Here is a 24561-nt window from a genome sequence, read left to right as displayed (position 1 = left end):
AAACTCCTTTAGGGAGGAAGGGCGACCGCCGGTCGCCCCTACACACCGTTACGCCTTTACCGCAAACCCATCTGTATACGCTTTGGGGTCTTTGCCGTCCCATTTCACGCCGTCGATCAGCGTGGATTCGCGCATATCGCTGGCGGGGATGCTGACTTTCGCCAGTTCTGCCGCTTGCTTGTAGATGTCGATCTGGTTGACCTTTTTCGCGGTTTCCAGATAGTCAGGGTGATCTTTCAGCAAGCCCCAACGTTTGTGCTGGGTCATGAACCACATGCCGTCGGACAAATACGGGAAGTTCACTGCGCCGTCGTTGCAGAACTTCATGTAGTTGTCGTCTTTCCAGGTTTTGCCGATGCCGTTGTCGTATTCGCCTTTCATGCGCCCTTCGATCACGCTGGCTTCGGTATTGACGTAGGCTTTGGCAGCAATCGCGCTGGCAACTTCGCCACGGTTTGCCATGTCGTCGATGTATTTGGAGGCTTCCAATACCGCAGCGGTCAAGGCACGCGCCGTATTCGGGTTGGCTTTCACCCACTCAGCGGTGGTGCCGAGGATTTTTTCCGGGTGGTCTTTCCAGATGTCTTGGGTGGTGACGGCGGTGAAACCGATCTTGTCAGCAATTGCCCGCGCATTCCACGGCTCACCCACGCAATAGCCGTCCATATTACCGATACGCATATTGGCAACCATTTGCGGTGGCGGCACGGTGATGGTTTTCACGTCTTTCATCGGGTTTACGCCTAAGCTGCCCAGCCAGTAGTAGAGCCACATGGCGTGCGTGCCGGTCGGGAAGGTTTGCGCGAAGGTGTATTCACGCGGATTGTCTTTCATGAATTTGGCAAGGGATGCGCCATCGGTCACGCCCTTGTCATGCAACTGGCTGGATAGCGTAATCGCTTGCCCATTGTTGTTGAGTGTCATCAGGTTAGCCATGTCTTTTTGTGGGCCACCGATGCCCATTTGCACGCCGTAAATCAAGCCGTAGAGCACATGCGCCGCATCCAATTCGCCGTTGGTGAGTTTGTCGCGTACCGCTGCCCATGACGCTTCTTTGGTCGGGGTAATGGTTAAGCCGTACTTTTTGTCGAAGCCCTTCAGATTCGCCATCACCACGCTGGCGCAGTCAGTGAGCGGGATGAAACCAACATTGATATTGGGTTTTTCCGGTGCATCCGAACCTGCTGCCCATGCGGCATTGCGCACGCCAGCCGGAACCATTGTCATGATTGAACCCGCTGCCATCAGTAAGCCCGTTTTCAGGAAAAAATCGCGGCGACTAGGGTTAGTAATGTTGGTAACGGACGTATCCGGTTTCTTGGTATCGCTCATAAAAACCTCAAATTCATTTTTCGTAGCCAAAAAAAAGCCCTGACGAACTGTTGGCGGAGGAGGAACCAACAGTCGTCAGGGCAGCTTTACCCAAATACCCGCACTACATCGCACGGTTAGGAGGAGGAGTCACTTCATGATTACGCAGTCGCCGTTGACTGCATGGGGGTTATAATGCAAAGGGTGTGCCAAGTGGGAAATCAGCGGATTTGGGGCGGAAATGGCGGGTTTCGCTGCCGCTCTGCCCATCCTACGGTTCATTAGGTTGCACTTATGTTGTGCTTTAGGGACTTGTATCGAGCAGGATTGGTGCAACGGTACGCTCATGCTAAAACCGTTATTCTCAACAAGACCTGCTTCAAACCACATAATATTGTCATACGCCAGCAACAATCACCTGCTAGATTACTAGGTTTACCGCTGCCCTCGGAGTAAACCACCATGCTCGAACGCTATACAGGCTGCACCGTCAGCGAGGCTTACGCCACCGGCAGTAACGGCATCCACATGCCGCGCTATCCCTACTACGCTGCGTATGATTTGCCGGGCGAATGCCATTACTACTACCGCCGTTCAGTGCAATACCTGACCTGTCAAACAGCACGTTTCCTGCTCATCGGCGGCGAAGCCACCACCTTGGTAAAAGATGGCGTGGTGGATTTCAGCCAAGATTTGACCCCTTGGTGGCACGGCTTTTTCCAAGAACATTTCGGCAAGCAAATGGGAGAGATAGTGCGTTACGCAGGTGGGCATAGCTATCTGGAATACCTCGGCAACCACCCGCAATCCAAATTGGTCGTGCCACACCCCTACCCCGCCGATCAAATTGCCAGCGACCATTACTATCTGGAAAACCCGGAACTGATCGTGCAACTCAACGACAAAGGGCGCATGGCAGACATTTCCTCGCATTGCATCCCCTATGAGGTCTACGACGCTGCCACCTTTGCAGGCAAAACTTGGCGGGAACATTGGGAATTGCCCTTCGTCATTAAGCTGGCAGCACCTTCCGGCGGTGGCGATGGCGTCGCGATTTGCCAGACCGAAGCGGATGTGCAAGCCGCGCAAGAACGTTTCGGCGGGCATCGGGTCAAGGTTGAACATTTCATCGGCGGCTATTTAGCCAATTACAACCTCAACCTGCACGTTGACCGTGATGGCACCATCCGTTTCATTGGCGGCTCGGAACAGCGCATTTCCGCCAGCGCCCGTTACGAGGGTAATTTCATTGACCTCTGCTGGCATCCCTCCCCCGAACTCGAAGCTATTGCGGTTGAAATTGCCCGCAATGCTGCGCACTTGGGCTGGTTCGGGGTCTGCGGGCTGGATGTGATCAAAGCCGCCGATGGCAAGCTGTATTTCATCGACCCCAACTTCCGCCTCAACGGTTCGACCCCGTTCCATTTCATCCGTGAACATTTCCTGACGCATTTCCAGCGCCCCAATCTGGAAACCGGCTATTTTTGCTACCTCGGCAATCCATTGGCGTTTTTGGAAACATTCCGCCCCGAAATCGAGAAAAAAATCCTGATGCCAGTTGGTTTGTATTACGACCCTAGTTATGATCAGAAGACGCGGGTTTATTTGGCACAAGTGACCGAAAATGACGTGGATGCCCATGTTAGCCTGCGTGACACGTTGGCACAGCGCGGGCTGCTGCCGGGGATTCACTTATAATTGACGCAGTACACATGGAAATTGACCAAAGCCCCTTCCAATACATTGAGGGGGAAAGTCCTGTCTTATTGGAATTACCGCATGGCGGTCACTTGACCCCGGATGAGGTCAGACCTTACTTGCACCCCAAGTTCACGCCCGGCGACCGCCGCGAAGATGCCGATGAATTTTCCGACGCACTCTACCTCGATTTACCCAGCAAGCCACATGTGCTGCGTTTCCGGTTTTGGCGTGCCCATGCCGACCCCAACCGCCGTTACGACGATTTCAGTGCGGATGGCGTGGTTAAGACACACACCAGCCAAGGCGTGAAGATTTACCAATCCGAACGCGGAATGCCGGAAGCGGTGCGGCAAACGGTCATCGAACGTTACGTCATGCCACACCAACGGAAAATGCTGGAATTGCTGGCGAATACGCAAATTAAACAAGTGCTGTTTTGCCACACCATGCCGGGGATTGGCACGAGCGTTTCCAAAGACCGGGGCAATTTGCGCCCGCTATTCATGTTTGGCAATGGCGGCGATATGCATGGCAAGCCACACCACAACTGCTACGCCAATAAAAAAACCCTAGAACACATGTCCAGCATTATTGAAGACCATTTCCACGAGCTGGATGTCGGTTTCAACTTTTGTGACGTGATCCGCTGCAACAACCCGTATTCGGGGATTAACTCGCTGGGGCGTTTCACCTGCGAACAATTCAAGGGCAAACACCCGTTCACGTTGGAAATCAACCGCGATTTATTGTTGCATAACCCCGAAAATATCATTCCGGTGCGGCACATTATTGACTTAATTGTGCAGGAATTGGCAGCGGCGGGGCAAGCCTGAGCCTGCCCCGCTTGTGTTTCTAGCTACGCGCTGTCAACCACTCGCCAATCGCGGGTGGAATCGTTTTTTGCGCTTTGCCGCTGACGTAAATACCAATGTGACCGCCTTTGAAAGACAGCTCGGTGTAATCCGACGACCCCGTTGCCCCTTTCAGCGCCCGTGACGCATCCGGTGGTACAAGGTGATCTTGTTCCGCAAACACATTCAACACTGGCACGGTGACATTTTTCAAGTCGATGGTATATTCACCAATCTGCACTTCACCTTTCAACAGCTTGTTTTGCTGGAAGAAATCTTTGATGAACTGACGGAAAGTTTCACCCGCTTGGTCAGGGCTATCAAAAATCCACTTTTCCATGCGCATGAAGTTTTTCAGAGTTTGGCTATCCCCCATCACGTCCACCATGCCGAGGTATTTTTGCCCCATGAGCTGGTAAGGCTTGAGGTTGAGGAATGTCCAGTTGAGCATTTCGCCGGGAATATTGCCGACGGTATCAACCAGCAGGTCGATGTCGATATTTTGCACCCAGTGACTCAACATATTGTCCGGCGTCTGGTAATCGACTGGCGTGACCATTGTGACCAGATTTTTGACTTTATCGGGGTGCATGGCGGTGTAACACAGGCTGAATGCGCCGCCTTGGCAAATTCCCAACAGGTTGACCGCATCAACGTTATGGCGGGCGCGGATTTCGTCAATACACGTATCCAAATAACCGTTGAGGTAATCATCCAGCGTCAGGTAACGGTCGGAAGCATCCGGGTAGCCCCAGTCGATCAGGTACACATCCTGCCCAGCATCCAACAAGCCTTTGATGGTGGAACGGTTTTCCTGAATATCGGTCATGTAAGGGCGGTTTACCAGCGCGTACACAATCAGCATTGGCACTTTATTGGTCGGCTCGCCAGTACCGATATAATGCAACAACTTGAGTTTGTCTTCGGTGTAAACGACTTCAAACGGGGTAACGCCTGCGGAAATCTCACCGACTTCCATCAGATTGGTCATACCCTGCGCGAGTTTTTCATTGAAGGTTTTAACTTCGTTCAGAATTTCGTCTGGACGCATTTGAAACGGCATGTTCGTTCTCCTTGAATATCCAGTGCGGGTTAAGCTTTTTTGGTGCTGGCGCTAGGGGTTTTCGGTTTCGCGGCTGCTTTAGGTTTCGGTGCGACGGGTGCAGCAGGCGCGGCGGGCGGAGCGGTGTTCTGTGCGGCAGCTAACGCATCCACTTTACGGGACAATTCTTGTAATTGTTTGCGCAAAGTACGGTTTTCGCGGCGCATTTCTTGCTGCTTGGCAAATGCGGCATTCAACTCTTTACGGGTTGGCAAATTCGCGGCTTCATAGGTACTGTCCAATTCGGCATTAATGCCTTGCTTGAGCGCCATCAGCGAATTCACCAAATCGCCGTAAACCACCTGATATTCGTCAGTCATGGCAAACTTGGCGTACACCTCTTCGTTAACATCGACCCACAGATCGTAGAGTTCACGCAAGGAATTGATTTTTTTACCGTCCGCACGCATGGTGGCAACACGCTCACGCAAGGCTTGCACCGACTCAATACCCTGTTTGGCAAACGCTTTCAGGTAATCATCCATCGCTTCCTGATAGTTCGCGCCCAATTTCGCGAGGGCTTGCAGGCGTTCCTGCGATTCGCGGTTGTAACCCACGGCTGGCGTTGCCAACACTTTACTGAATTGCTCAGTCCAGTTTTCCGAGGTCGGCATGTGGAAACCACCCGCGCCCATTTGCTGGAATGCCTGCATACCCATGCTATTCAGCACCCGCTGCCAGCTATCCATTGCCGCCTGACCGACACCGAAACCGTGTGCGGTGAATTTGCCCATTTCGATCTGACCACAACATTGGCGGAAATTCGCCTCCATCGCATCCATCCACGCATCCATCGTCTCGGTGTCTTTGCCACCAGCGAGTTGCACGTTGTAAGCATTTTCCGCAAGATTCATGTAGACCTTGCCCATTTCGACCATACGCTGAAAGGCATCGGTAGACGCACCCGGAACCGTGTGCGGGCTGACCGCTTTCCACCATTGCTCCAGACCTTGTGTCCAAGCAGGTGCAGTACCAAAACCAGCACCAAAACTCGGCACAGCCGCCTGTGGCTGCCCCATTTTGGAAAGATCCGACCATGCATTCCAATAACGCTGTTGCGCATCAGACCAATTTTTCATCATATCGTCCGACCAAGCTGCCATGACAGTACCTATCCTCCGCGTATAAAAATGTTGCCTATTATGAGCTTATCATGCTATTTTGTGCATCGCAACAATGTTGACAGTGTGGTACTTTTACGACTTGCCAAAGCCCCCCTGTCAGCTTATTGTTGACACCCTAATGATATACCACAGATTTTGTGACATTTTATACCCTAGGAGAACGTTTCATGCGCGAAGATATTGTGATCGTAGCCGCTGGCAGAACTGCACTTGGCACTTTTGGTGGTTCACTCGCTGCCATTCCGGCTTCCGAACTCGGCGCAACGGTCATTAAAGGCTTGCTGGAACGTTCTGGTTTGAAACCTGAGCAAATCAACGAAGTCATTCTGGGTCAAGTATTGACGGCTGGTGTAGGTCAAAATCCGGCACGTCAAACGGTACTGTCTGCTGGTTTACCCGTTGAAGTTCCAGCAATGACGATCAACAAAGTCTGTGGCAGTGGTTTAAAAGCAGTGCATCTGGCGTATCAAGCGGTCGCTTGCGGCGATGCTGACATCGTAATCGCGGGCGGTCAGGAAACCATGAGTGCTTCCACACACGTTGTGCCTAATTCACGTAACGGTCAGAAAATGGGCGACTGGAAAATGGTCGACACCATGATCAAAGACGGTCTGTGGTGCGCGTTCAACGATTGCCACATGGGCATCACTGCGGAAAATATCGCCGCGCAATACGGTTTCAGCCGTGAAGCACAAGACGAATTCGCTGCCAGCTCCCAGCAAAAAACCGAAGCCGCACAAAATGCTGGCGTGTTTGATAACGAAATCATCCCCGTGGTGATTCCACAGCGCAAAGGCGACCCTTTGGTATTTGCCAAGGATGAATTCCCACGCGCTGGCACAACCGCTGCTTCCCTCGGCAAACTTCGTCCTGCTTTCAAGAAAGATGGTACAGTGACAGCGGGCAATGCTTCCGGCATCAACGACGGCGCGGCAGCGGTTATCGTGATGACAGCCGCCAAAGCGGCTGAGTTGGGTTTAACCCCAATGGCTCGCATTGTAAGTTTCTCCAGCGCAGGCGTTGACCCGGCAATCATGGGTACTGGTCCTATCCCAGCAACCACCAAATGTCTGGAAAAAGCAGGCTGGAGCGTGGCTGACCTCGACCTGATCGAAGCGAATGAAGCATTTGCCGCGCAAGCCATGTCAGTTAACGAAAGCCTTGGCTTTGACCTGAGCAAGGTTAACGTCAGTGGCGGCGCGATTTCACTGGGTCATCCGATTGGTGCATCCGGTGCGCGGGTACTAGTCACGCTGCTGCACGGCATGAAGCGTACTGGCGCGAAAAAAGGTCTGGCAACACTGTGTATCGGTGGTGGTCAGGGTGTAGCGATGGCGGTTGAAGCGGTTTAAAGACCCCTCACCCCTAGCCCCTCTCCCTCAAGGAGAGAGGGGAACAAGAAATATACATTATCCCAATCTCTCTCTTTAGCCCCTCTCCCCTTGAGGGAGAGGGGTTGGGGTGAGGGGTAAACAAACAGTAGGAGTATTGATTATGAGTAAAGTTGCACTGGTAACAGGCGGTACTGGCGGTATTGGTAACGCGATTTGCAAGCAATTCGCAGCAGATGGTTACAAAGTTGTCACCACCTATTTCGAGCCAGAAGAGCAAGCCAAAGCATGGCAAGCCAAGCAAGATTATGAAGTCGCGATCTACCCTTGCGATGTGAGCAGCTATGACGATTGCGTGAAACTGAAAGAATCCGTGATTGCTGATTTCGGTCAAGTTGACATTATCGTTAACTGCGCGGGCATCACCCGTGACGCAACCTTCAAGAAAATCACCCCAGCACATTGGGCTGCGGTCATGAAAACCAACCTCGACAGCGTGTTCAACGTGACCCACCAGTTCGTGAACGAAATGGCTGACCGTGGCTTTGGTCGCGTCATCAACATTTCTTCCGTCAACGGTCAGAAAGGTCAGTTTGGTCAAACCAACTACAGCGCTGCGAAAGCGGGCGTACACGGTTTCAGCATGGCGCTGGCACAAGAAGTGGCTCGTAAAGGCGTAACCATCAACACCTTGTCACCGGGCTACATTGCTACTGAAATGGTTATGGCAATCGCCGAAGACGTGCGTAACAAAATCATTGCGCAAATCCCTGTGGGTCGTTTGGGTACTCCAGAAGAAATGGCGGCAATCGTCTCCTTCTTAGCATCCGACAAAGCGGGCTTCATTACCGGCGCGAACATCTCTGCCAACGGCGGTCAGTTCATTCACTAAGAATTACCCCCCATCCCCGACCCTTCCCCCGCAAGGGGTGAAGGAGGAGAAGAGATTTCCTGTTCCCTCACCCCTTGCGGGGGAGGGTTAGGGTGGGGGGGTCTTCCCCCCTATTCCCTTCTTTTGTGCATGACCGTACTATTTTTGTGTGCATAACAAAACGTTAACCTATAAAATCACTGGTAGAAGCTGGCCTCACTCATGCAGCCGCCTGATTTTATTTGTTTCATCACAGTAGTACCTACGAAGACTCCTATGGCAGAAGAACGCATTATTAAAAAATACCCGAATCGCCGCTTATATGACACTAACCAAAGTTGTTATATCACGTTGAGTGACGTGCGCGATTTGGTCTTGGCGGAAACGCCGTTCAAAGTGATCGACCGTCAGTCCGGCGATGACATTACTCGCAGTATCTTGCTGCAAATCATTATGGAACAGGAAGCGGGCGGACAACCCTTGTTCAGCACCGATATTCTGGCGCAATTTATCCGCAATTACAGTGACGCAACCCGCAAGGGCTTTATGGAATACATGGAGCAAAGCGTCGGTCTATTTAGCCGCCAGCAAACGGCGATGCAGGAGCAAATGCACAAAGTACTCGCTGGTACGCCGCTGGATACTTGGATGAAGATGGGCGAACAAAATATGGAAACCTGGAAAAAAATGCAGGAAAGCATTTTAGGTAACGTAAAGCCGAAGAAATGATCCCCGATTTTAGCCTGCCGATTGCCCGTTACCGTTTGCGGTTGCGGGCGCTGACCCCGATTCAATTCCCTGCTTATGCTGGCTCGACTTGGCGCGGTGCGTTTGGTCATGCCTTACGGCGCACAGTGTGTATTACCCGTGAGCCGGATTGTCGCCAGTGTTTGTTGTGGCGTTCCTGTGTTTACAGTCAGGTGTTTGAAACGCCAGCGGGGCATGGGCCATTGCTGGAAAAGATTAATGCCGCGCCCCACCCGTATATTATGCAGCCCTTGGCAACATCGGGGCAGCACTATGCGCCGGGGGAAGTGTTTTCGCTGGAATTGAGTTTGCTGGGTGCGGCGATTGGGCATTTGCCGTATTTAATCCATGCGATGCAACAGGTGGGAGAACGCGGGATCGGCAAGGGTGATGGGCGTTATGCGCTGGTGGCGGTGGAGCAGGAAGTTGCACCGGGCGCGGGCGAATGGGCGCAGATTCAGGCGGCGGGGGGAAGTTTGCAGGCGTTAGTGGGGGTTGTGCCGTTGATTCCGCCAATGCCGGAAAGGGTGCAGGTGCGCTTGTTGACGCCGTTGCGCTTGTTGCAGGAAGGTACGCCGATACGTAGCAGCCGGTTTACGTTTCAGTTGTTTATCAATGCGTTGATGCGGCGGATTTCGTTATTGCACGCTTATCATGCGGAAGTGGAATTGCCGGGCGATTTCAAAGCACTGAGCCAGCAAGCGGCAGCGGTGACGTTGGGGAATGCGGATTTGCGTTGGCATGAGTGGTCGCGTTATTCCAACCGGCAGCAGAACCATGTGCAAATGGGCGGGCTGGTGGGGAGCTTTACGCTGGAGCTGGCGGGGCTGGAGGATTTCTGGCCGTGGCTGTGGTTGGGGCAGTGGGTACACGCGGGGAAAGGTGCGGTGATGGGCATGGGCGGGTATGCGCTTGACTGCTATACTGGGGAAAAGGCGATTTGAGAGGCAGGCATTATGCAGTTTCAGTTTAGTCAGCTTAGCTTTCCAGAAAATGCTGAAGTGGTGATTAATGATGTGTCTTGGGCGGATTTCGAGCGCTTCATGGATGAATTGGGGGACAGGAGCAGTCTACGCATTTCTTTCAATCAGATGCGTATGCATGTAATCGCACCGTCAGTCGGGCATGAGATGCCGAAAGTGTATATTGGTGACTTCATCAGCTATTTATTGGAAAAACAAGAGCTTGATTTTGAATCGCTGGGGTCTGTTACCTTGCATAAACAATCCGTGCAAAAGGCGGTGGAAGCGGATCAATGCTTTTATATTGAACATGCCGCTGCGATTCGAGGCAAACGGCAGATTAGTCTGGATAGTGACCCGCCACCGGATTTGGCAGTGGAAATCGACATTTATTCACCAACAGATCGGGCGTTGTACGCGGCGCTGGGTGTGCCGGAGTTATGGATATACGATGGCAAGCAGTTGGTGATTTGGGTATTGCAGGCGGGTGAATATCATGCCGTTGAATTTAGCCCGCATTTTCCGGGGTTAGCATTGCGGGAAAAAATCCCGGCATTGCTGAGCTTGGCAGAACGTGAGGGGCGCATGGTGGCGATGAAGGCGTTTCGCGCTTGGGTGGGAGAAAATCTCTAGTTGCGCCTCACAATTGCCGCATGACAACCCCCGACCCCACCCAACCGCACACTTACCCGCGCCGTATTTTGCTGGCGGTGGCAGCGAATTCCCCGCAAATTGTCACCGAAACCGTTTACGCCCTCACCCAACACACCACGCCCGCGTGTATGCCCACCGAAGTCCACATTATCACCACCCGCCAAGGTGAGCCGTTTGTGCGCCAATTGGTGTGCGGCACACAACCCGGCTGGCTGGCGAAACTGTGCGCGGATTATGCCCTACCCGCCCCCGCTTGCGACCCCTCGCACATCCACCTGATTACGGATGCAGCGGGGCAAGCGCTCGACGACATTCGTACCCACCGCGACAATACCCACGCCGCCGATTGCATCACCCGCATTGTGCAACAACTGACCGCCGACCCGCACAGCCAACTTACCGTGTCGCTTTCCGGCGGGCGACGCACCATGACGTTTTACGCTGGCTACGCGCTCTCGCTATTGGGCAGGGCGCAAGACCGCCTCACTCATGTGCTGGTCGATGAGGAGTATTTTTTTCACCACGAATTCTTTTACCCACCGCCGCGCAGTGTGTGGGTGGTGCGTGACGATGGCTCTGGTTTTGATGCCAGCAAGGTGGAAGTGACGTTGGCGGACATTCCGTTTGTGCGCCTGCGGGAAGGTTTGCCGCAAGACCTGTTGCAAGGCAGCAGCAGTTTCAGTGCTACGATTGCGGCGGCGCAACGCCGTTTTGACCCCGCACAGGTGCGCCTCGACTGGCAACGCGCCAGCCTTACTTGTGGCGGAATTCCCGTCTCTATGCCGCCGGTGCAACTCGCGTTTTATGCGTGGATGTTGCAACGCCGTGCCAACGATTTACCCCCTATTCACTGGACTAGCACCGAAACCCCCGACCTCGCCAGCCAGTTCCTCACCGTTTATGCCCGCCTGCACGGGCAAACCGGCAGCTACGAACAAGTGGCGCTGGCGTTGCGTGACGGCATCACCAAGGCGTGGTTTGACGAACGCAAATCGAATACCCATAAGGCGTTACGCGCCGCGCTCGGTCATGCTGCGGCAGAGGTGTATTTGCTGCACCCGCATGGGAAAAAGCCGCGCACTTGTTTTGGGCTGACGTTGGCGGTGAGTGCGCTGGAGCTGGTGTGATGGAATGTGACTGTTATCACCGTAACTGACACATTATTCAGCCATAATTTCAACTGGGCTTCCGCCAGACATATTTCAGGGTATTGACAGCGAATCGCTACGGGTGGGTATCGAGTTTGACAAGCTTGTCATCGGTGACAAGTGGGCTAGGTTAGTTAATACTCAGAAGCATAAATTTATTGCATCAAGGACAAAGGGGCTAATATGCCAGATAAGCACTTGTTGAATGCGTCCAGCCGGGTTGCATTAGCGGCGTTTTTGCACGACTTGGGGAAGTTTGCAGAACGAGCGCGTATCGAAGAAGCCCATCAAAAAGACACGGATGGCAACCAGCGCCGCGACTTGAATGTGCAGCTTTATTGCCCGAAGTATAACGAACGGCATACCCACATCCATGCGGCTTACACGGCGATTGGTTTTGATCTGCTGGAACAGCACATGCCCGATTTAGTCGGGGATGACATGACTCCGTTCAAACCGTGGAAAGATCGGGATGCGGATGATTCGCTGATCAATGCAGCGGCGATGCACCATAAGCCAGGGACGTTTCTGCAATGGGTGATTGCCACGGCGGATCGAGTGGCTTCGGGTTTTGAGCGTGAGAAGTTTGAGGATTACAACAAACTTGCCGATGATGAAAAAGCCAAACTCAATCATTACACCACCCGCCAGTTAACCCTATTGGAACAAATTCGGCTGGATGGTAAACCACCGAAAAAAGAAGACTTAAAATACCGTTACGCCCTCAAACCACTGACGGTTGATAGCCTGTTCCCGCAGAAAAAAGAACAGTGTGAACCCGAAGGCAACAACACCAAGGCACAGGCAGAATACAAGGCATTGTGGCAAGATTTCCGTGAAGCATTGACCAAGATTCCTGATGCTCACCGCAAAAATCTACCGTTATGGTTAGACCATTTCGATACGCTTTGGCAGGTGTACGCCCATGCCATCCCGGCGGCTACCGTGTCGCCGATGAATCAGAACATCAAGGCGGATGTGTCACTGTATGACCATTCCAAAACCACCGCAGCGTTGGCTGTTGGTTTGTGGCGTTATCATCAGGAAACAGGGCAAGAAACGGGCAAGCTGGAAGATTGGGATACCAACAAATTCCTGCTGATACAGGGTGATTTTTTCGGTATTCAAGACTTCATCTTTGCCAGTGGCGGCGAAACTCGCAAACGGGCGGCAAAGCTGTTGCGTGGGCGTTCATTCTATGTGTCCTTGCTGATGGAGTGTGCAGCGCTCAAGATTATGGATGTGCTGGGTTTGCCATCTACCAGCCAAGTAACTAATGCGGCGGGTAAATTCCTGATCGTTGCACCGAATACGCCAGACACCATCCAAAAACTCGAAAAGGTGCAACACGAACTGAATCAGTGGTTCATTGATCATACCTTCGGGCAATCGGGTGTAGGATTGGCGTGGCTGCCTGCTGCGTGCAATGACTTCACCCAAGGCAAATTCAGCGACTTGATGAAACGGCTGTTTGAGCAATTGGAAAAGGTCAAACTGCGCCGTTTTGATTTGTGTGCTACTCAAGCACCTATGGTGTTTGATGAGTTCTTGGATGCGTTCGATAACAATAAAACCGTTTGTGCGATTGATGGGCGTTCACCCGGTATCGTGGCACTTGAAGATAAATGGATTAGCCGTCTTGCTGCCGATCAAATCAAGGTAGGGCAATACCTGACCGGCTTCAAACGCTTGCTAATAACTCGCGATGACTTGAACCATAACACCCTGAAACTACCGATTTTTGGTTTCCATGTCAGCTTCACCAAAAGCGAAGATATTACCGGTAAGTTTGGGCAACTGGCACGGCAAGCAAACCTGTTACGTGCTTTCGATTTTTCCTTACCGGATACCGCCGACAAAGCACTATGGAAAGGCTATGCCCGCCGAGCCATCAATGCTTGGATTCCGCGCTTCACCAAAGCTGATTTCGACACCTTCGACAAATATACCGATACCGACGAAATCTATGAGAAGACTGAGGGTGAAACCAAAACACTCAACCATCTTGCCGATGAAGATCAATGGATGGATGAAAAAGGCGACTGGATCGGTATCAGTGCTTTGATGACCTTGAAAGGTGATGTGGATAACCTCGGTATCATTTTTCAACGCGGTATTGGTGCGCCCAGCTTCGCCAAAATGGCGGCTTTGTCGCGCCAAATGAATGCGTTTTTCTCTATCTGGTTGCCGTATTTGTGCCAGAAAGAATTCCCGAACACTTACACCGTGTTTGCAGGTGGGGATGACTTTTTCCTCATCGGGCCGTGGCGTTCCACCATGAAACTGGCGCAGCGGATGCAGGTGGAATTCAAGCGCTATGTTGGTGAAAACCCCGATGTGCATTTCTCGGCGGGGCTTTCCATCACCAAACCGGGCTTGCCGATCAATTATCTGGCAGACATGGCAGAAGCGGCATTGGACAAGGCGAAATCCTATAATTTCGACCCCAAAAAAGATAAAGCTGCCCCCAAAAATGCTGTGACCTGTTTTGGTCATTCTGCAAGTTGGGAGCATTTCAATGATCTGCTGGAGTGTGCCGAACAACTGAATGTCATACGTAAGGATTTTGACCTTAGCACCGGCTACTTATACGGGTTGTTAAACCTCACCAGTCTTGCCGAAGATCGCAGCAAACCGGCAAACGCCGTTTGGCATTCACGCTTTGCTTACCGCACTTACCGAATGCTGGAAACCCGCCGTCGGGATGGACGCAAGCTGGATGAAACCGAGCGCAGACGTTTACAAGCCGAATTGAGTCTGGCAATCGCCAATCAAGGCATCGAAAAACACAAGGGTAACTACCGCATCGCTTTGTTTACCCACATCTATCAACATCGGAGATAAGTTGCATGAGCGGATATAAAAATGATCGGCGGAATACCGGCTGGGATGAACCCAAGCCCACGCTGGAAACTTCAAGCATCAAGTTCAATCCGACTGATCTTGATCCAGAGTTATTCAACGGCATTGCCTTGAACACGGCAAAAACTTTGGCGGCAACTGGGCGTGAACAGAACAAGTCCACGCAAATCCGGCGTTTCTACGATGAATTGCTGATGTGGGAAGCCAAGGTTACGCAGAACCCGGAAAAGTTTGGCGAATACCTGCCCTTCATCCGCATGTTGAATGCCAAAGCCGCCTATGCGGAAGGACGCAAGCATGTGGATAACAACTTTACCGCCTTCATGCAACACTGCCTGCAACAAGTGACCGACGACAAGACACTACGCATCTTCAAGCTGTTTTTTGAAGCGATGCTGGGCTTTTACAAACTGGAAAAGAAAGACTGACGGAGAACCGACATGCAATTGACCAATATCCAACTTCTGCAAGGCAAAATCCGCCTGTTGACTGGCTTGCACATCGGCGCAGGCAGTGAAGAAATGCACATCGGTGGTACGGATAATCCCGTCATCAAGAACCCGTTGACTGGGCAACCGTATATTCCCGGCTCCAGTTTGAAAGGCAAAATGCGTAGCCTACTCGAATGGCAACTGGGTGTGGTTAGCTTGACCGAAGGCAAACCGTTGAGCTTTAAACACATCACCAAAACCCCGAATCAGGCAGCAGCCAAGCAATTGCTGAAACTGTTTGGTGGTTCGCCCGATCCGTCCAATGACGAAAAACTGATTGCAGAAATCGGCCCCACCCGTCTGGCATTCTGGGATTGCTCACTGAATCAGGACTGGGCAAAACGTGAAGTATCCGACAAAAACCGTCTGTTCACTGAAACCAAAATGGAAAACACCATTGACCGTATCCAAGGTGTCGCGCAACACCCGCGTAATACCGAACGTGTTCCAGCAGGTGCAGAATTCGATTTCAAACTGACACTGAAAGTACATGACGGCGAAGACCTGAGCGATATGCTATTCCAAGGTTTGAAGCTGATTGAGTTGACTGGCTTGGGTGGTTCATTGTCACGCGGTTACGGCAAGATCGAATTCGTTGACCTCAAGCTGGGTAGCACCGACGTGCAAGCCAAATTGGATGCCGTGACTTTCGGTGAGGCAGCCTGATATGCAAACACTGACCCTGACATTACGCCCGCTGTCTGCCTTCGGCACATTGCCGTTGGGTGACACATTGTTTGGGCAGTTGTGCTGGTTATTGCGGGATGGCATGGGCGAAGGCAAGTTAACAGAATTGCTGGACGGTTACACGACTGGCAAGCCGTTTGCGGTGGTATCCGATGCCTTGCCACACGGTTATGTACCACGCCCGAATGTACCGCTGTATTTCTTCCAGCCAATCGAAGATGCCGACCGTAAAGCCGTGAAAAAGCAGGCTTGGCTACCATTGAGCGCACTCGACAAACCTTTTGCCGACTGGTTGTCAGTGTGTGAAGCCAAGGATTTCATTGAAGAACACCTTCAGCAACACAACAGTATCAGCCGTTTAACGGGAACAACCGGGGACGGTTTTGCCCCCTATGCGCTGGATCAACACTGGTACAAAGCAGATACCTTGCTGGATGTGCACGTGGTGTTCGATGAAAGCAAATTGACGGCTGATGCACTTAAAGAGTTTTTCGAGCAAATGGGGAATGTGGGTTTCGGACGTGATGCCAGCGTTGGTTTGGGCAAATTTGAAGTGCAGGCAACGACCACTCAAGCCATGCCAGCCAATCCAAACGCTAATGCTGTGCTGACGCTTGCCCCCAGTGCGCCGCAAGGTTTGAACTTTGATGCAGCCAACAGCTATTACCAGCTTTTCACCCGTTTCGGACGACACGGTGGGCAGGCGGTACAAGCGGGCAAACCGTTCAAAACACCTGTGTTAATGGCAAAAACAGGCGCAGTCTTCAGTTCAGCACAATTCAGTGCAACGACTACGTTTATCGGGCAAGGGCTGGGTGGGAACGGGCAATTATCCAAACAGATTCCTGAAACGGTGCAACAAGGCTACGCGCCCGTCATTCCGATTCACTTTGATCCGGTGGAGCAAGCATGAAAACCAACACAATGGAAAGCGTCACCCTGCACATCACGCCGTTATCACCTGTGCATGTGGGGATTGGCGAAGACTACGAACCCACCAATTACGTGATGGAAGAGGAAGCCCTGTTTGCGTTTGACAGCGATGTCGCCAATCGTGTTTTGACCGAACGGCAACGCAAAGACCTGCTGGAGATGGTGAGCAAACCCACACGCCGCGCCGAAGAAATGATCGCGCAGGTACAGGATTTCTTCTACAACAACCGTAAACCATTGGCGGCAGCATCCAACCATTTCCTGCCTGTCAGTGCTGGCGTGTTTGATTTGTATCAGAAGCGCGTTGGGCAAAGTGCCAACCGTGAAAGCGGTGGTAAAAGCGTGGTCAATAAGCTGGAAATCCAGCGCACCTTTTTCAACCCGTATAGCCAGCATCCCATTATTCCCGGTAGCAGTATCAAGGGCGCAATCCGCACTGCTTTGCTGGATGATGTAAATGATGGTCAGGGTTTGTCAGAAGAAGTGTATCGTTTAAAACCACCTCAACGAAATCAGGCATTACAAAAAGAGTTGTTCAAAGGCAGTTTTGCCACTGACCCAATGCGCTTAATCAGCTTGGGTGATGCGAATTACCAGACCCCAACACTCTTTGGTAGTGAAATCCGTTTCGCCGTTGACCGGAAGAAAAAAGAAGTCGTCAAAGACGGTCAAATCGTGCAATCACAAGCAGAAGCCCAAAACCTTTACCAGCTTCTGGAATGTTTGCCAGCACTACGCTACCGCAGTTTTGGTGGCACATTGAGCGTACAAGACTTGCAAGGCATGATAGGTAAAGGCACACCAGCCAAGGAATTGCGCTGGACGGTGCAAGATATTGCCGCTACTTGCAATTATTTCTATCACAAGCGTTTCGTCGCCGAAATGAAAGTTTTACGGGAACGTCGCTATCTGCACCCTGACTGGGAAAAACTCGCCGAAGCCATTACCAGTGGCGTGATTCACCAGAAAATGAAAGCAGGCAAAGCCTTTTTGCTACGGGTCGGGCGACATAGCGGAGCTGAATCCGTCACCATCGAAGGTGTCCGCAGTATCAAAATACTGGAAGGTAAAGGTGCAGACGGCAAACAAAAATCTTCTTACCAAGCAGAAGCTAAAACCGTATGGCTTGCGGCTGACAGTCATGACACCAGAAGTGGCATGTTGCCGTTCGGTTGGGTATTGGTGGAACTGGATGATGCGCCCGATGCTGAATTGCAAGCCTTGCTGAAACCTTGGCAGGACAAAGACCAGCAACGGCAGGAAAAATTGCAACAAGCCAGCGGCAAGCACAATGCAGCATTACAGGCACAACAAGCCGCGATTATTGCCGAGTCCGAACCTGAAATCTGGGCTGGCGCACGGATCAAGTTCAACCGTGCTAATGGCACTCTCACGGTTGAGAAGAGCGGTAAAACGGTCAATGCACTCAAGCCGAAAGGCGAAGAACTGCTGAATACGCTTTCCCCTGCCATCAAACAAAAAGTGATGACAAACCAGTTTGTGAAAGTGAATGCGTATGTGCAGGATAAAGAATTGATAAAGGTTGAACACACCGCATGAAAACACTCATTTGCACCGTCGGTGGTTCACACCAACCCATTATCAAAGCCATTGAGGACAGCCAGCCCGATTTTACGTTGTTTGTGTGTTCGGAAGATGACCCGGATACCGGTAAACCCGGCTCGTATGAGCAAATCGAAAAGCGTGGCATTTTCCTCAAAAAAGACTTCAAGGATGATAAGCCCAGCCTTCCCAACATCCCCACTCAGGCAGGGCTGAGCGCGGGTAGTTATGCGGTGTTGCGGGTGTATGCGGATGATCTTGACCATGCGTATAGCGAGATTTCGCGCTGTATCCACCCGTATGTGCAGGCTAATCATGTGATTGTGGCAGATTACACGGGCGGTACTAAAACCATGTCCGCCGCCTTGTGTCTGGCGGCGCTTGATCACGATAACATCAGTTTGCAATTGGTCACTGGTTCGCGAAGCAATCTGATTAAGGTGAAAGATGGCACAGAACAATCGCAACAAGCCCAGATCGGGCGTACCCGTTTTCAGTTGAAGTTGCGGCAAGCGTTAACATCCTGGCAATTGTTTGCTTACGACGACTCATTGCTGCATTTGGCAGACCAAAAACCGTTGCACCGTGATGATCGCGGTACATTGCAAGCGGTGCGTAACCTGAGCACGGCGTTTTCGGCGTGGGATCGTTTTGACCATGCCTGTGCGCTGGAGTTACTCGACAATTACATGAGTAAATACGGCAAATGGTTAGCACCTTATGTGGCGCAGTTGCGTCTATTGTGTGTGGAATCACCCAAACGCACCCCTGCTCTGTTGCTGGATTTGTGGCTGAATGCACAACGCCGAGCCGCGCAACAACGCTTTGATGATGCGACCTCGCGTGCTTATCGCTTGCTGGAATGGTCAGCACAATGGCTATTGAAAAGCCAAGCGGGGATTGATACCAGTCATGTGGCTGCGGATAAAATCCCCAATAGCTTGCGGTTAACGCCGGATAGCCAAGGGGTTTACCGGGCAGCGTTGCACGATGCGTGGGAATTGGCGGCTTGCCATTGTGATGCGGCGATACGGGTATTTTGGGATGAGAATCAAGAGCGCATGAAAGATTTATTGAGCATCCGCAACCATTCGATTCTCGCGCACGGTTTTGCGCCCATTACCGCCGAGGAATGGCAGCGGATTGCGGCGTTTATTGAAAGCGGCTTATTGCCACTGCTCACCGCGCAAAGTGCGAAAGTGGGGGTACGCAATCTTCCTCTGCAATTACCCGTCATGCTGCGTAGGGATTGATGGGAGCAAATTTCGCATCAATAGTGTCGAATATTTCTTCCCTTTTTCAAAAAATCATTGTAAAATCAGCACACTAACACGCAAAACCTGAGCGTGTCGCTTCTTTAAAAACTTATCTTGTCGTATTTTTGCCCAAGACAACTTTTTATACAGTGAATTTCCTGCTAAGGGTCTCTGTAACCCATTGATTCAAAAGGCTGATTAGACACGAGCCTTCTGAAGACCGCCCTGATTTAAAAGAGTATCGTCTGTTTCCTCTTTTTTGAGTTACGTGTTTTTTCGTTCTGAAGACCGCCCTGATTTAAAAGAGTATCGTCTCCATAACAGTGCTCTACCCCTAGGAGTGATACATTCTGAAGACCGCCCTGATTTAAAAGAGTATCGTCTATAGATATATCTCTGAAGAGATATACACCACTTATTCTGAAGACCGCCCTGATTTAAAAGAGTATCGTCTTCATTCATCTTGTCATATTCCTTGTTTGTTTCCTTCTGAAGACCGCCCTGATTTAAAAGAGTATCGTCTATTGTGCAAGTGCAAGGCTATTTGCAATTGCCCGTTCTGAAGACCGCCCTGATTTAAAAGAGTATCGTCTGTACGCTGGGTTACTGTAGTCCTCTGGAGCGATTTCTGAAGACCGCCCTGATTTAAAAGAGTATCGTCTGCTTTTACAGCTTCATATTCGGCTTGTGTCTCAGTTCTGAAGACCGCCCTGATTTAAAAGAGTATCGTCTGGTGTTGTTTGCGTGACATTACTGTTTTTCCTTTTCTGAAGACCGCCCTGATTTAAAAGAGTATCGTCTCCTTTCCTAGCTGGCTAGAGCCTAGATTGCTAGTTCTGAAGACCGCCCTGATTTAAAAGAGTATCGTCTTGAGGTCAACAAAAAATCCATAGGGATTTTTTATTGACCCCGCTATTGAATACCCTACATCGTTGGTGAAAATACCTGCTGGTTCTTCAACACACCAAAACAAATATGCACCAGCTTACGCATGGCAGCCGTCATAGCCGCCCGTTGGTGTTTCTTTTGATCCAGCAATTTGCGGTAAAACTTTTGAACAATGGGATTGTGAGTAATCGCCGCTACCACTGGCATAAACAGCTTGCCACGTAACTCAGGATCCCCCCGCCGTGAAATACGCGGACGCTTAAATACGCTGGTTCCTGACGTTCGCTCCACCGGCACTAAGCCCATGAACGCGGCAACTTGTGAGGCTTTGGTGAAGTCCCTGCTACGTATGAGTGCAATCATTCGTTGCGCTGTCAACGCCCCAACACCGGGGATGGTAGCCAACAATTTCTGGTCGTGTTTCAAACCGGGGTGACGGTCAATATGGTCGTCGATTTGGTCACGAATCGTTTGCATCGACTGCTTGAGGAATTCAATGGATTCATCCAACGACTCTTTGACGGTTTTCGGGTAGCGTTCGCGTAGTTGCAAGGTATCCAGACGATTTTCTTCTTGCTGCATGGTCGCTTGCAGAGTATCAAGCCGGTCTAGCAATGCATGTAACTGCCTGATTTCCAATGGTGCGGGTTGCCAAATCCGTGGATTCATCACCAGACCAAAACGCGCCAGCATGACGCTATCCTTACGGTCATTCTTCGACAAATTGCCCAAACTCGCCGCAAAATCACTCACCTGTTTAGCGTTAACCAGACAAACTTGGCAGCCGTGATCATGCAGATACAACGCCACCCCTTCATGGTAAATATTGGTCGGTTCTAGCGTAATCCGTAGCCGTTCAACCGTTACTCCCGTGTTTTTCAACAGCCAATCCAGCAGTTCTTCATAGCCTTTAGGGTGATCAGGCAGGCTCTTGGGCTTCACCTGCAAGGGCTGCAACTGGCGCAACCAAGCAATTTGCAACTTGTCTTTCGCCACATCTATGCCGATGGATACAACAGTGTCTGTCATGGGACTACTCCTTGTGGTTGACGCTATCCTGATCAAAAAGCGGTTTGCTCATGCCATCCTATTGTGCAATCTTTCAGCGGCTTCCCTTGTAGAATACAGCCTCAACCCGTGCTATTTTTAGCGATGGGTGGACTCAAGTATCGTCCAGCCTGATCTCCTAAAAAATGGAAGGTCGGTTCCTCTTCTCACAGGCTCGAAGCCTCGGATTAAGACCAACTCTGACCTTCCGACTGCGCAACCTCTTCCGCTCTTTAACAGTTTAGCTTATCGGAAATTCTATGCTTTAAAGATACAAGGGATTAAGACAGTTAAGGCAGCGGACTGTTGTGCTTCGGTCATTCTGAAGACCGCCCTGATTTAAAAGGGATTAAGCCTCTTTCATTACAAAATCTTTTAGTCCGAACTAAGATTTTCAGGATTAAAAGATTTCCAAGATGCCCACTTACATCCCACTAATCCTTTAATCCTAAAAATCCCAGTTCAAGACAAAAATCAAAGAGAATATTTATGATTAACATATTAAGTCTAAAAAACGAAGGAGATTCATAGCCTTTAACTAACTGGAGAAAAGGTTATGGGGTATCTCAAAAAACCCAAAACACACAATGAAGCAAAACTGTATTTTGATGCGATTGATCAAAACGTTAAACCGCGTGCCAAGCGCTGCCCTAAAGGTCTTGCTAATGCGTGGGATGACAAAATCAAGGCGTGTTATCACCATAAATGCTGGAAACGTCACCGCGTGACGCAATACAAATAGTGATGCGCTACATCTCCCTTCGGAGGTGCAGTTTCACCACCTGCTATTTTTAAAGCATTAGCTTGCTGATAATAATGGGTGTGATGTGTGGCGGAAACTTGATCCGGTCATCATTGGTAACAAAATAGGTACAGCCGCTGGTGAGTGCGGTGATCAGATGGATGGTATCCGGCAACTTGTTCTTGAAAAACGCCCGTAATTGCGCCGCATCTTTGAGGATTTGGCGTGATACCGGAATGACCAGCAACGCCTCAGACGGGCTGATATGCTGCTCATATTGCATCTGTGACCCGACATCCTGCTTCTCGAACGGTTTGACCAAACACTCCGCCAAAGTCAGCTCACTGGTGACACTGGTACTGTCGGTTGCTGCAATCACTTCAAACAACGCTGTTACCTGCCCAACAAATTCGAGGTGTGCTTCCAGCGCATAAATAAACGCATTGGCATCCAGATAAAAAATGCCCTTGCCGATGCTGCTCAGTTCCATTCATCCCTCAGCTTGCGGATAAAGTTATCGGCATCCTGCGCGGATTTGTACAGGTTGCTGCCCTTGTTCGCCCCAATCATTGCCAACAAGGGGCTGCGGGGTTGTACAGCCGGACGTTGGCTCACCGCTTGGGGAACTAACACCAGCAATCCATCCTGTTCCCGTACTTCCAGCATATCGCCTTCGTGCAGGTTGAGGCGTTTGCGCAGGGCTGCGGGAATCGTCACCTGATATTTGTGTTTTACCTGAACATAGGTCACGGGCATCACCTAAACGTTAGAAAGTTGGAAATTCAGACTTAACTATACTGTTGAGTCTAGGCGTTTGTATGCAATAGTCAATAAGTGTTGATGATCGACACTTAACGTCACAAGCTTGCCAACCTCGCGCCACGCCCACCTCTCCTTTACACTGCGATTTTTGCCAAACACAGGGGAAACCATGACCACTTACTTCATCTCCCGCCACCCTGGCGCGGTCGATTGGGCGGAATCGGAAGGCTTTCACGTCGACGAGCGGCTGGCGCATTTCGACGTGAACATCGTGCAACCCGGTGACAGAATCCTTGGCACTTTGCCGATCAATCTGGTGGCGGAAGTGAATGCGCGGGGCGGCACGTATTTCCACCTGACGCTGGAGTTGCCTGCCGATGCGCGGGGTAAGGAACTGACGGCGGAGGATATGCGTACCTACGGGGCGCGGTTGGAAGGGTATGCGGCACAACGGAAAGCCGTATGAAAACCCATCTTTACCTCGTTTCCGGGCAAGCAACGCCCAATATCACGCCTGCGCTGGATGCCGACATCCGCCCGGATCGGGTTATCCTGCTGGTCAGCCCTGACATGCAAACCCGTGCGGATTGGCTGGAGCAAGTCCTGAAAGCGACAGCAGGCGTCAAAGTATCGCGCTGGTCAATTGAACACCCGTGGAATATCGAACACATCCGTGACCGCGTGCTGGATTTGCTGGTGCAACACGATGATGAAAACATCATGCTGAATGCCACGGGCGGAACCAAGCCGATGAGTATTGCCGCTTATGAAGCCTTCCGCGCCTTGGACAAACCCATTTTCTATGTGCACCCAGAGAAAGACCAAATCATCTGGATGCATCCAACGGGTCAAGCCCGCCATCAGCTTGCGCAACGCATCCGAATTCCACACTTCATCCAGGCACACGGGCGGCGGGTAACGGAACGCGGAGCCGTGCAAGTGCCGCCGGATTACCGCGATTTTGCCCAAGAATTGATTCAAAACATCCAGTATTTTTCCGGGGCGCTCGGTGTGCTGAACTGGTATGCCAATACGGCGGAACGTAGCCTGCGCTCCGAGGTGCTGGACAAGCAACACCAGCGCTTTGATGCCTTGCAAGACTTGCTCGACCGACTCGAACAGATCGGTGTAATGCAACAACAGGAGCAACGACTGGTGTTCAGCAGCGAATCAGCCCGTTTTTTTGCGAACGGTGGCTGGCTGGAACAATACGTGTTTGCCACGGTTAATAGCTTAAAAAAACACATTCCGTCGATTCAAGACACCGCGCAAAGCCTATCAGTGGAACGTGACCCCGGCAAAATTCCCAATGAACTGGATGTGGTGTTTCTGGCGGATAACCGCTTGCACCTGATCGAATGCAAAGCCAAAAACTTCAAACGCGGCGATAGCCACAGCGGGGCAGAAACGCTCTACAAACTCGACAGGGAACCTCTAAAAACCCGGCGTATTGCAACGGTTAGCGTTGGTCTATCGACATTTTGTTAAAAAAACACCAACCCATCTCAATTTTTAGCACACCAAGCCA

Annotated in this window: 23 protein-coding genes and 1 CRISPR repeat array; of the genes, 17 read left to right on the top strand and 6 right to left on the bottom strand. The window is 51.2% G+C overall.

The window, feature by feature from the left end:
- Window positions 1–48: 48 nt before the first annotated feature.
- Window positions 49–1332, bottom strand: a complete 1284-nt coding sequence (locus L2Y54_RS07975; protein WP_236501306.1) for a CmpA/NrtA family ABC transporter substrate-binding protein — start codon at window positions 1330–1332, stop codon at window positions 49–51.
- Between the two features lie 441 nt (window positions 1333–1773).
- Here L2Y54_RS07975 and L2Y54_RS07970 point away from each other — a divergent pair, with 441 nt between their 5' ends.
- Window positions 1774–3009, top strand: a complete 1236-nt coding sequence (locus L2Y54_RS07970; RefSeq protein ID WP_236501304.1) for an ATP-grasp domain-containing protein — start codon at window positions 1774–1776, stop codon at window positions 3007–3009.
- 14 nt (window positions 3010–3023) lie between these two features.
- On the top strand, window positions 3024–3845 hold the full coding sequence (locus L2Y54_RS07965; protein WP_236501303.1) for an N-formylglutamate amidohydrolase: 822 nt from the start codon (window positions 3024–3026) through the stop codon (window positions 3843–3845).
- Between the two features lie 19 nt (window positions 3846–3864).
- Here L2Y54_RS07965 and L2Y54_RS07960 read toward each other — a convergent pair whose 3' ends face one another.
- Both L2Y54_RS07960 and phaE read right to left on the bottom strand, forming a co-directional pair.
- A complete protein-coding gene (locus L2Y54_RS07960; protein ID WP_236501301.1) occupies window positions 3865–4926 on the bottom strand; it encodes a class III poly(R)-hydroxyalkanoic acid synthase subunit PhaC in 1062 nt (353 codons plus the stop codon).
- Window positions 4927–4955: 29 nt separating this feature from the next.
- Window positions 4956–6068 carry a class III poly(R)-hydroxyalkanoic acid synthase subunit PhaE gene (phaE, locus tag L2Y54_RS07955; protein ID WP_236501299.1) on the bottom strand — a complete coding sequence of 371 codons (1113 nt, stop codon included), beginning with the start codon at window positions 6066–6068 and terminating at the stop codon, window positions 4956–4958.
- Window positions 6069–6256: 188 nt separating this feature from the next.
- Here phaE and L2Y54_RS07950 point away from each other — a divergent pair, with 188 nt between their 5' ends.
- From L2Y54_RS07950 to L2Y54_RS07895, 12 genes are all read left to right on the top strand, one after another.
- Window positions 6257–7441: an acetyl-CoA C-acetyltransferase gene (locus L2Y54_RS07950; RefSeq protein WP_236501297.1), complete on the top strand. Its 1185-nt coding sequence runs from the start codon at window positions 6257–6259 to the stop codon at window positions 7439–7441.
- 142 nt (window positions 7442–7583) lie between these two features.
- Complete coding sequence (phbB, locus tag L2Y54_RS07945; RefSeq protein WP_236501296.1) at window positions 7584–8312, top strand: acetoacetyl-CoA reductase; 729 nt, start codon at window positions 7584–7586, stop codon at window positions 8310–8312.
- A gap of 255 nt (window positions 8313–8567) precedes the next feature.
- On the top strand, window positions 8568–9020 hold the full coding sequence (gene phaR / locus L2Y54_RS07940; RefSeq protein WP_236501295.1) for a polyhydroxyalkanoate synthesis repressor PhaR: 453 nt from the start codon (window positions 8568–8570) through the stop codon (window positions 9018–9020).
- Window positions 9017–9982, top strand: coding sequence for a CRISPR system precrRNA processing endoribonuclease RAMP protein Cas6 (gene cas6, locus L2Y54_RS07935; protein ID WP_236501294.1), 966 nt, complete (start codon window positions 9017–9019; stop codon window positions 9980–9982). Before phaR ends, cas6 begins: the two co-directional genes overlap by 4 nt.
- 12 nt (window positions 9983–9994) lie before the next feature.
- Window positions 9995–10633, top strand: coding sequence for a Uma2 family endonuclease (locus L2Y54_RS07930; protein WP_236501293.1), 639 nt, complete (start codon window positions 9995–9997; stop codon window positions 10631–10633).
- A gap of 20 nt (window positions 10634–10653) precedes the next feature.
- A complete protein-coding gene (gene csm6, locus L2Y54_RS07925; protein WP_236501292.1) occupies window positions 10654–11781 on the top strand; it encodes a CRISPR-associated ring nuclease Csm6 in 1128 nt (375 codons plus the stop codon).
- A gap of 204 nt (window positions 11782–11985) precedes the next feature.
- Complete coding sequence (gene cas10, locus L2Y54_RS07920; RefSeq protein ID WP_236501291.1) at window positions 11986–14646, top strand: type III-A CRISPR-associated protein Cas10/Csm1; 2661 nt, start codon at window positions 11986–11988, stop codon at window positions 14644–14646.
- 5 nt (window positions 14647–14651) lie between these two features.
- Entirely contained in the window at window positions 14652–15092 is a 441-nt protein-coding gene (gene csm2, locus L2Y54_RS07915) for a type III-A CRISPR-associated protein Csm2 (RefSeq protein ID WP_236501290.1), read from the top strand.
- 12 nt (window positions 15093–15104) lie between these two features.
- Complete coding sequence (gene csm3, locus L2Y54_RS07910) at window positions 15105–15821, top strand: type III-A CRISPR-associated RAMP protein Csm3 (RefSeq protein ID WP_236501289.1); 717 nt, start codon at window positions 15105–15107, stop codon at window positions 15819–15821.
- A gap of 1 nt (window position 15822) precedes the next feature.
- Entirely contained in the window at window positions 15823–16755 is a 933-nt protein-coding gene (gene csm4 / locus L2Y54_RS07905) for a type III-A CRISPR-associated RAMP protein Csm4 (protein WP_236501288.1), read from the top strand.
- Entirely contained in the window at window positions 16752–18335 is a 1584-nt protein-coding gene (locus L2Y54_RS07900) for an RAMP superfamily CRISPR-associated protein (RefSeq protein WP_236501286.1), read from the top strand. Before csm4 ends, L2Y54_RS07900 begins: the two co-directional genes overlap by 4 nt.
- Window positions 18332–19591 carry a TIGR02710 family CRISPR-associated CARF protein gene (locus L2Y54_RS07895; protein WP_236501284.1) on the top strand — a complete coding sequence of 420 codons (1260 nt, stop codon included), beginning with the start codon at window positions 18332–18334 and terminating at the stop codon, window positions 19589–19591. The genes L2Y54_RS07900 and L2Y54_RS07895 overlap by 4 nt, the downstream gene beginning before the upstream one ends.
- Window positions 19592–19805: 214 nt before the next feature.
- Window positions 19806–20464: direct repeats of the CRISPR family, unit length 36 nt; unit sequence TTCTGAAGACCGCCCTGATTTAAAAGAGTATCGTCT.
- A 54-nt stretch (window positions 20465–20518) separates the two neighbouring features.
- On the opposite strand, the gene L2Y54_RS07890 is transcribed toward L2Y54_RS07895, so the two are convergent.
- The gene (locus tag L2Y54_RS07890) at window positions 20519–21511 is read right to left on the bottom strand and encodes an IS110 family RNA-guided transposase (protein WP_236501282.1); all 993 of its coding nucleotides are present in this window, start codon (window positions 21509–21511) and stop codon (window positions 20519–20521) included.
- Window positions 21512–22085: 574 nt separating this feature from the next.
- Between L2Y54_RS07890 and L2Y54_RS07885 the strand changes: the two genes are divergently transcribed.
- On the top strand, window positions 22086–22271 hold the full coding sequence (locus L2Y54_RS07885; RefSeq protein WP_236501280.1) for a hypothetical protein: 186 nt from the start codon (window positions 22086–22088) through the stop codon (window positions 22269–22271).
- Window positions 22272–22320: 49 nt separating this feature from the next.
- On the opposite strand, the gene L2Y54_RS07880 is transcribed toward L2Y54_RS07885, so the two are convergent.
- Both L2Y54_RS07880 and L2Y54_RS07875 read right to left on the bottom strand, forming a co-directional pair.
- Window positions 22321–22761 carry a type II toxin-antitoxin system VapC family toxin gene (locus L2Y54_RS07880; protein ID WP_236501279.1) on the bottom strand — a complete coding sequence of 147 codons (441 nt, stop codon included), beginning with the start codon at window positions 22759–22761 and terminating at the stop codon, window positions 22321–22323.
- Complete coding sequence (locus tag L2Y54_RS07875) at window positions 22752–23021, bottom strand: AbrB/MazE/SpoVT family DNA-binding domain-containing protein (protein ID WP_202718408.1); 270 nt, start codon at window positions 23019–23021, stop codon at window positions 22752–22754. Before L2Y54_RS07875 ends, L2Y54_RS07880 begins: the two co-directional genes overlap by 10 nt.
- Before the next feature lie 181 nt (window positions 23022–23202).
- On the opposite strand from L2Y54_RS07875, the gene csx16 reads away from it, so the two are divergent.
- Window positions 23203–23499, top strand: a complete 297-nt coding sequence (csx16, locus tag L2Y54_RS07870; protein WP_236501278.1) for a CRISPR-associated protein Csx16 — start codon at window positions 23203–23205, stop codon at window positions 23497–23499.
- Entirely contained in the window at window positions 23496–24521 is a 1026-nt protein-coding gene (locus tag L2Y54_RS07865) for a Card1-like endonuclease domain-containing protein (protein WP_236501277.1), read from the top strand. The genes csx16 and L2Y54_RS07865 overlap by 4 nt, the downstream gene beginning before the upstream one ends.
- Window positions 24522–24561 lie beyond the last annotated feature (40 nt).

Source organism: Thiothrix winogradskyi (assembly GCF_021650935.1).
In the GTDB taxonomy this organism is placed as follows: domain Bacteria; phylum Pseudomonadota; class Gammaproteobacteria; order Thiotrichales; family Thiotrichaceae; genus Thiothrix; species Thiothrix winogradskyi.
Note: the sequence above shows the minus strand (reverse complement) of the source record. Positions and strands in the feature narration are given on the sequence as shown.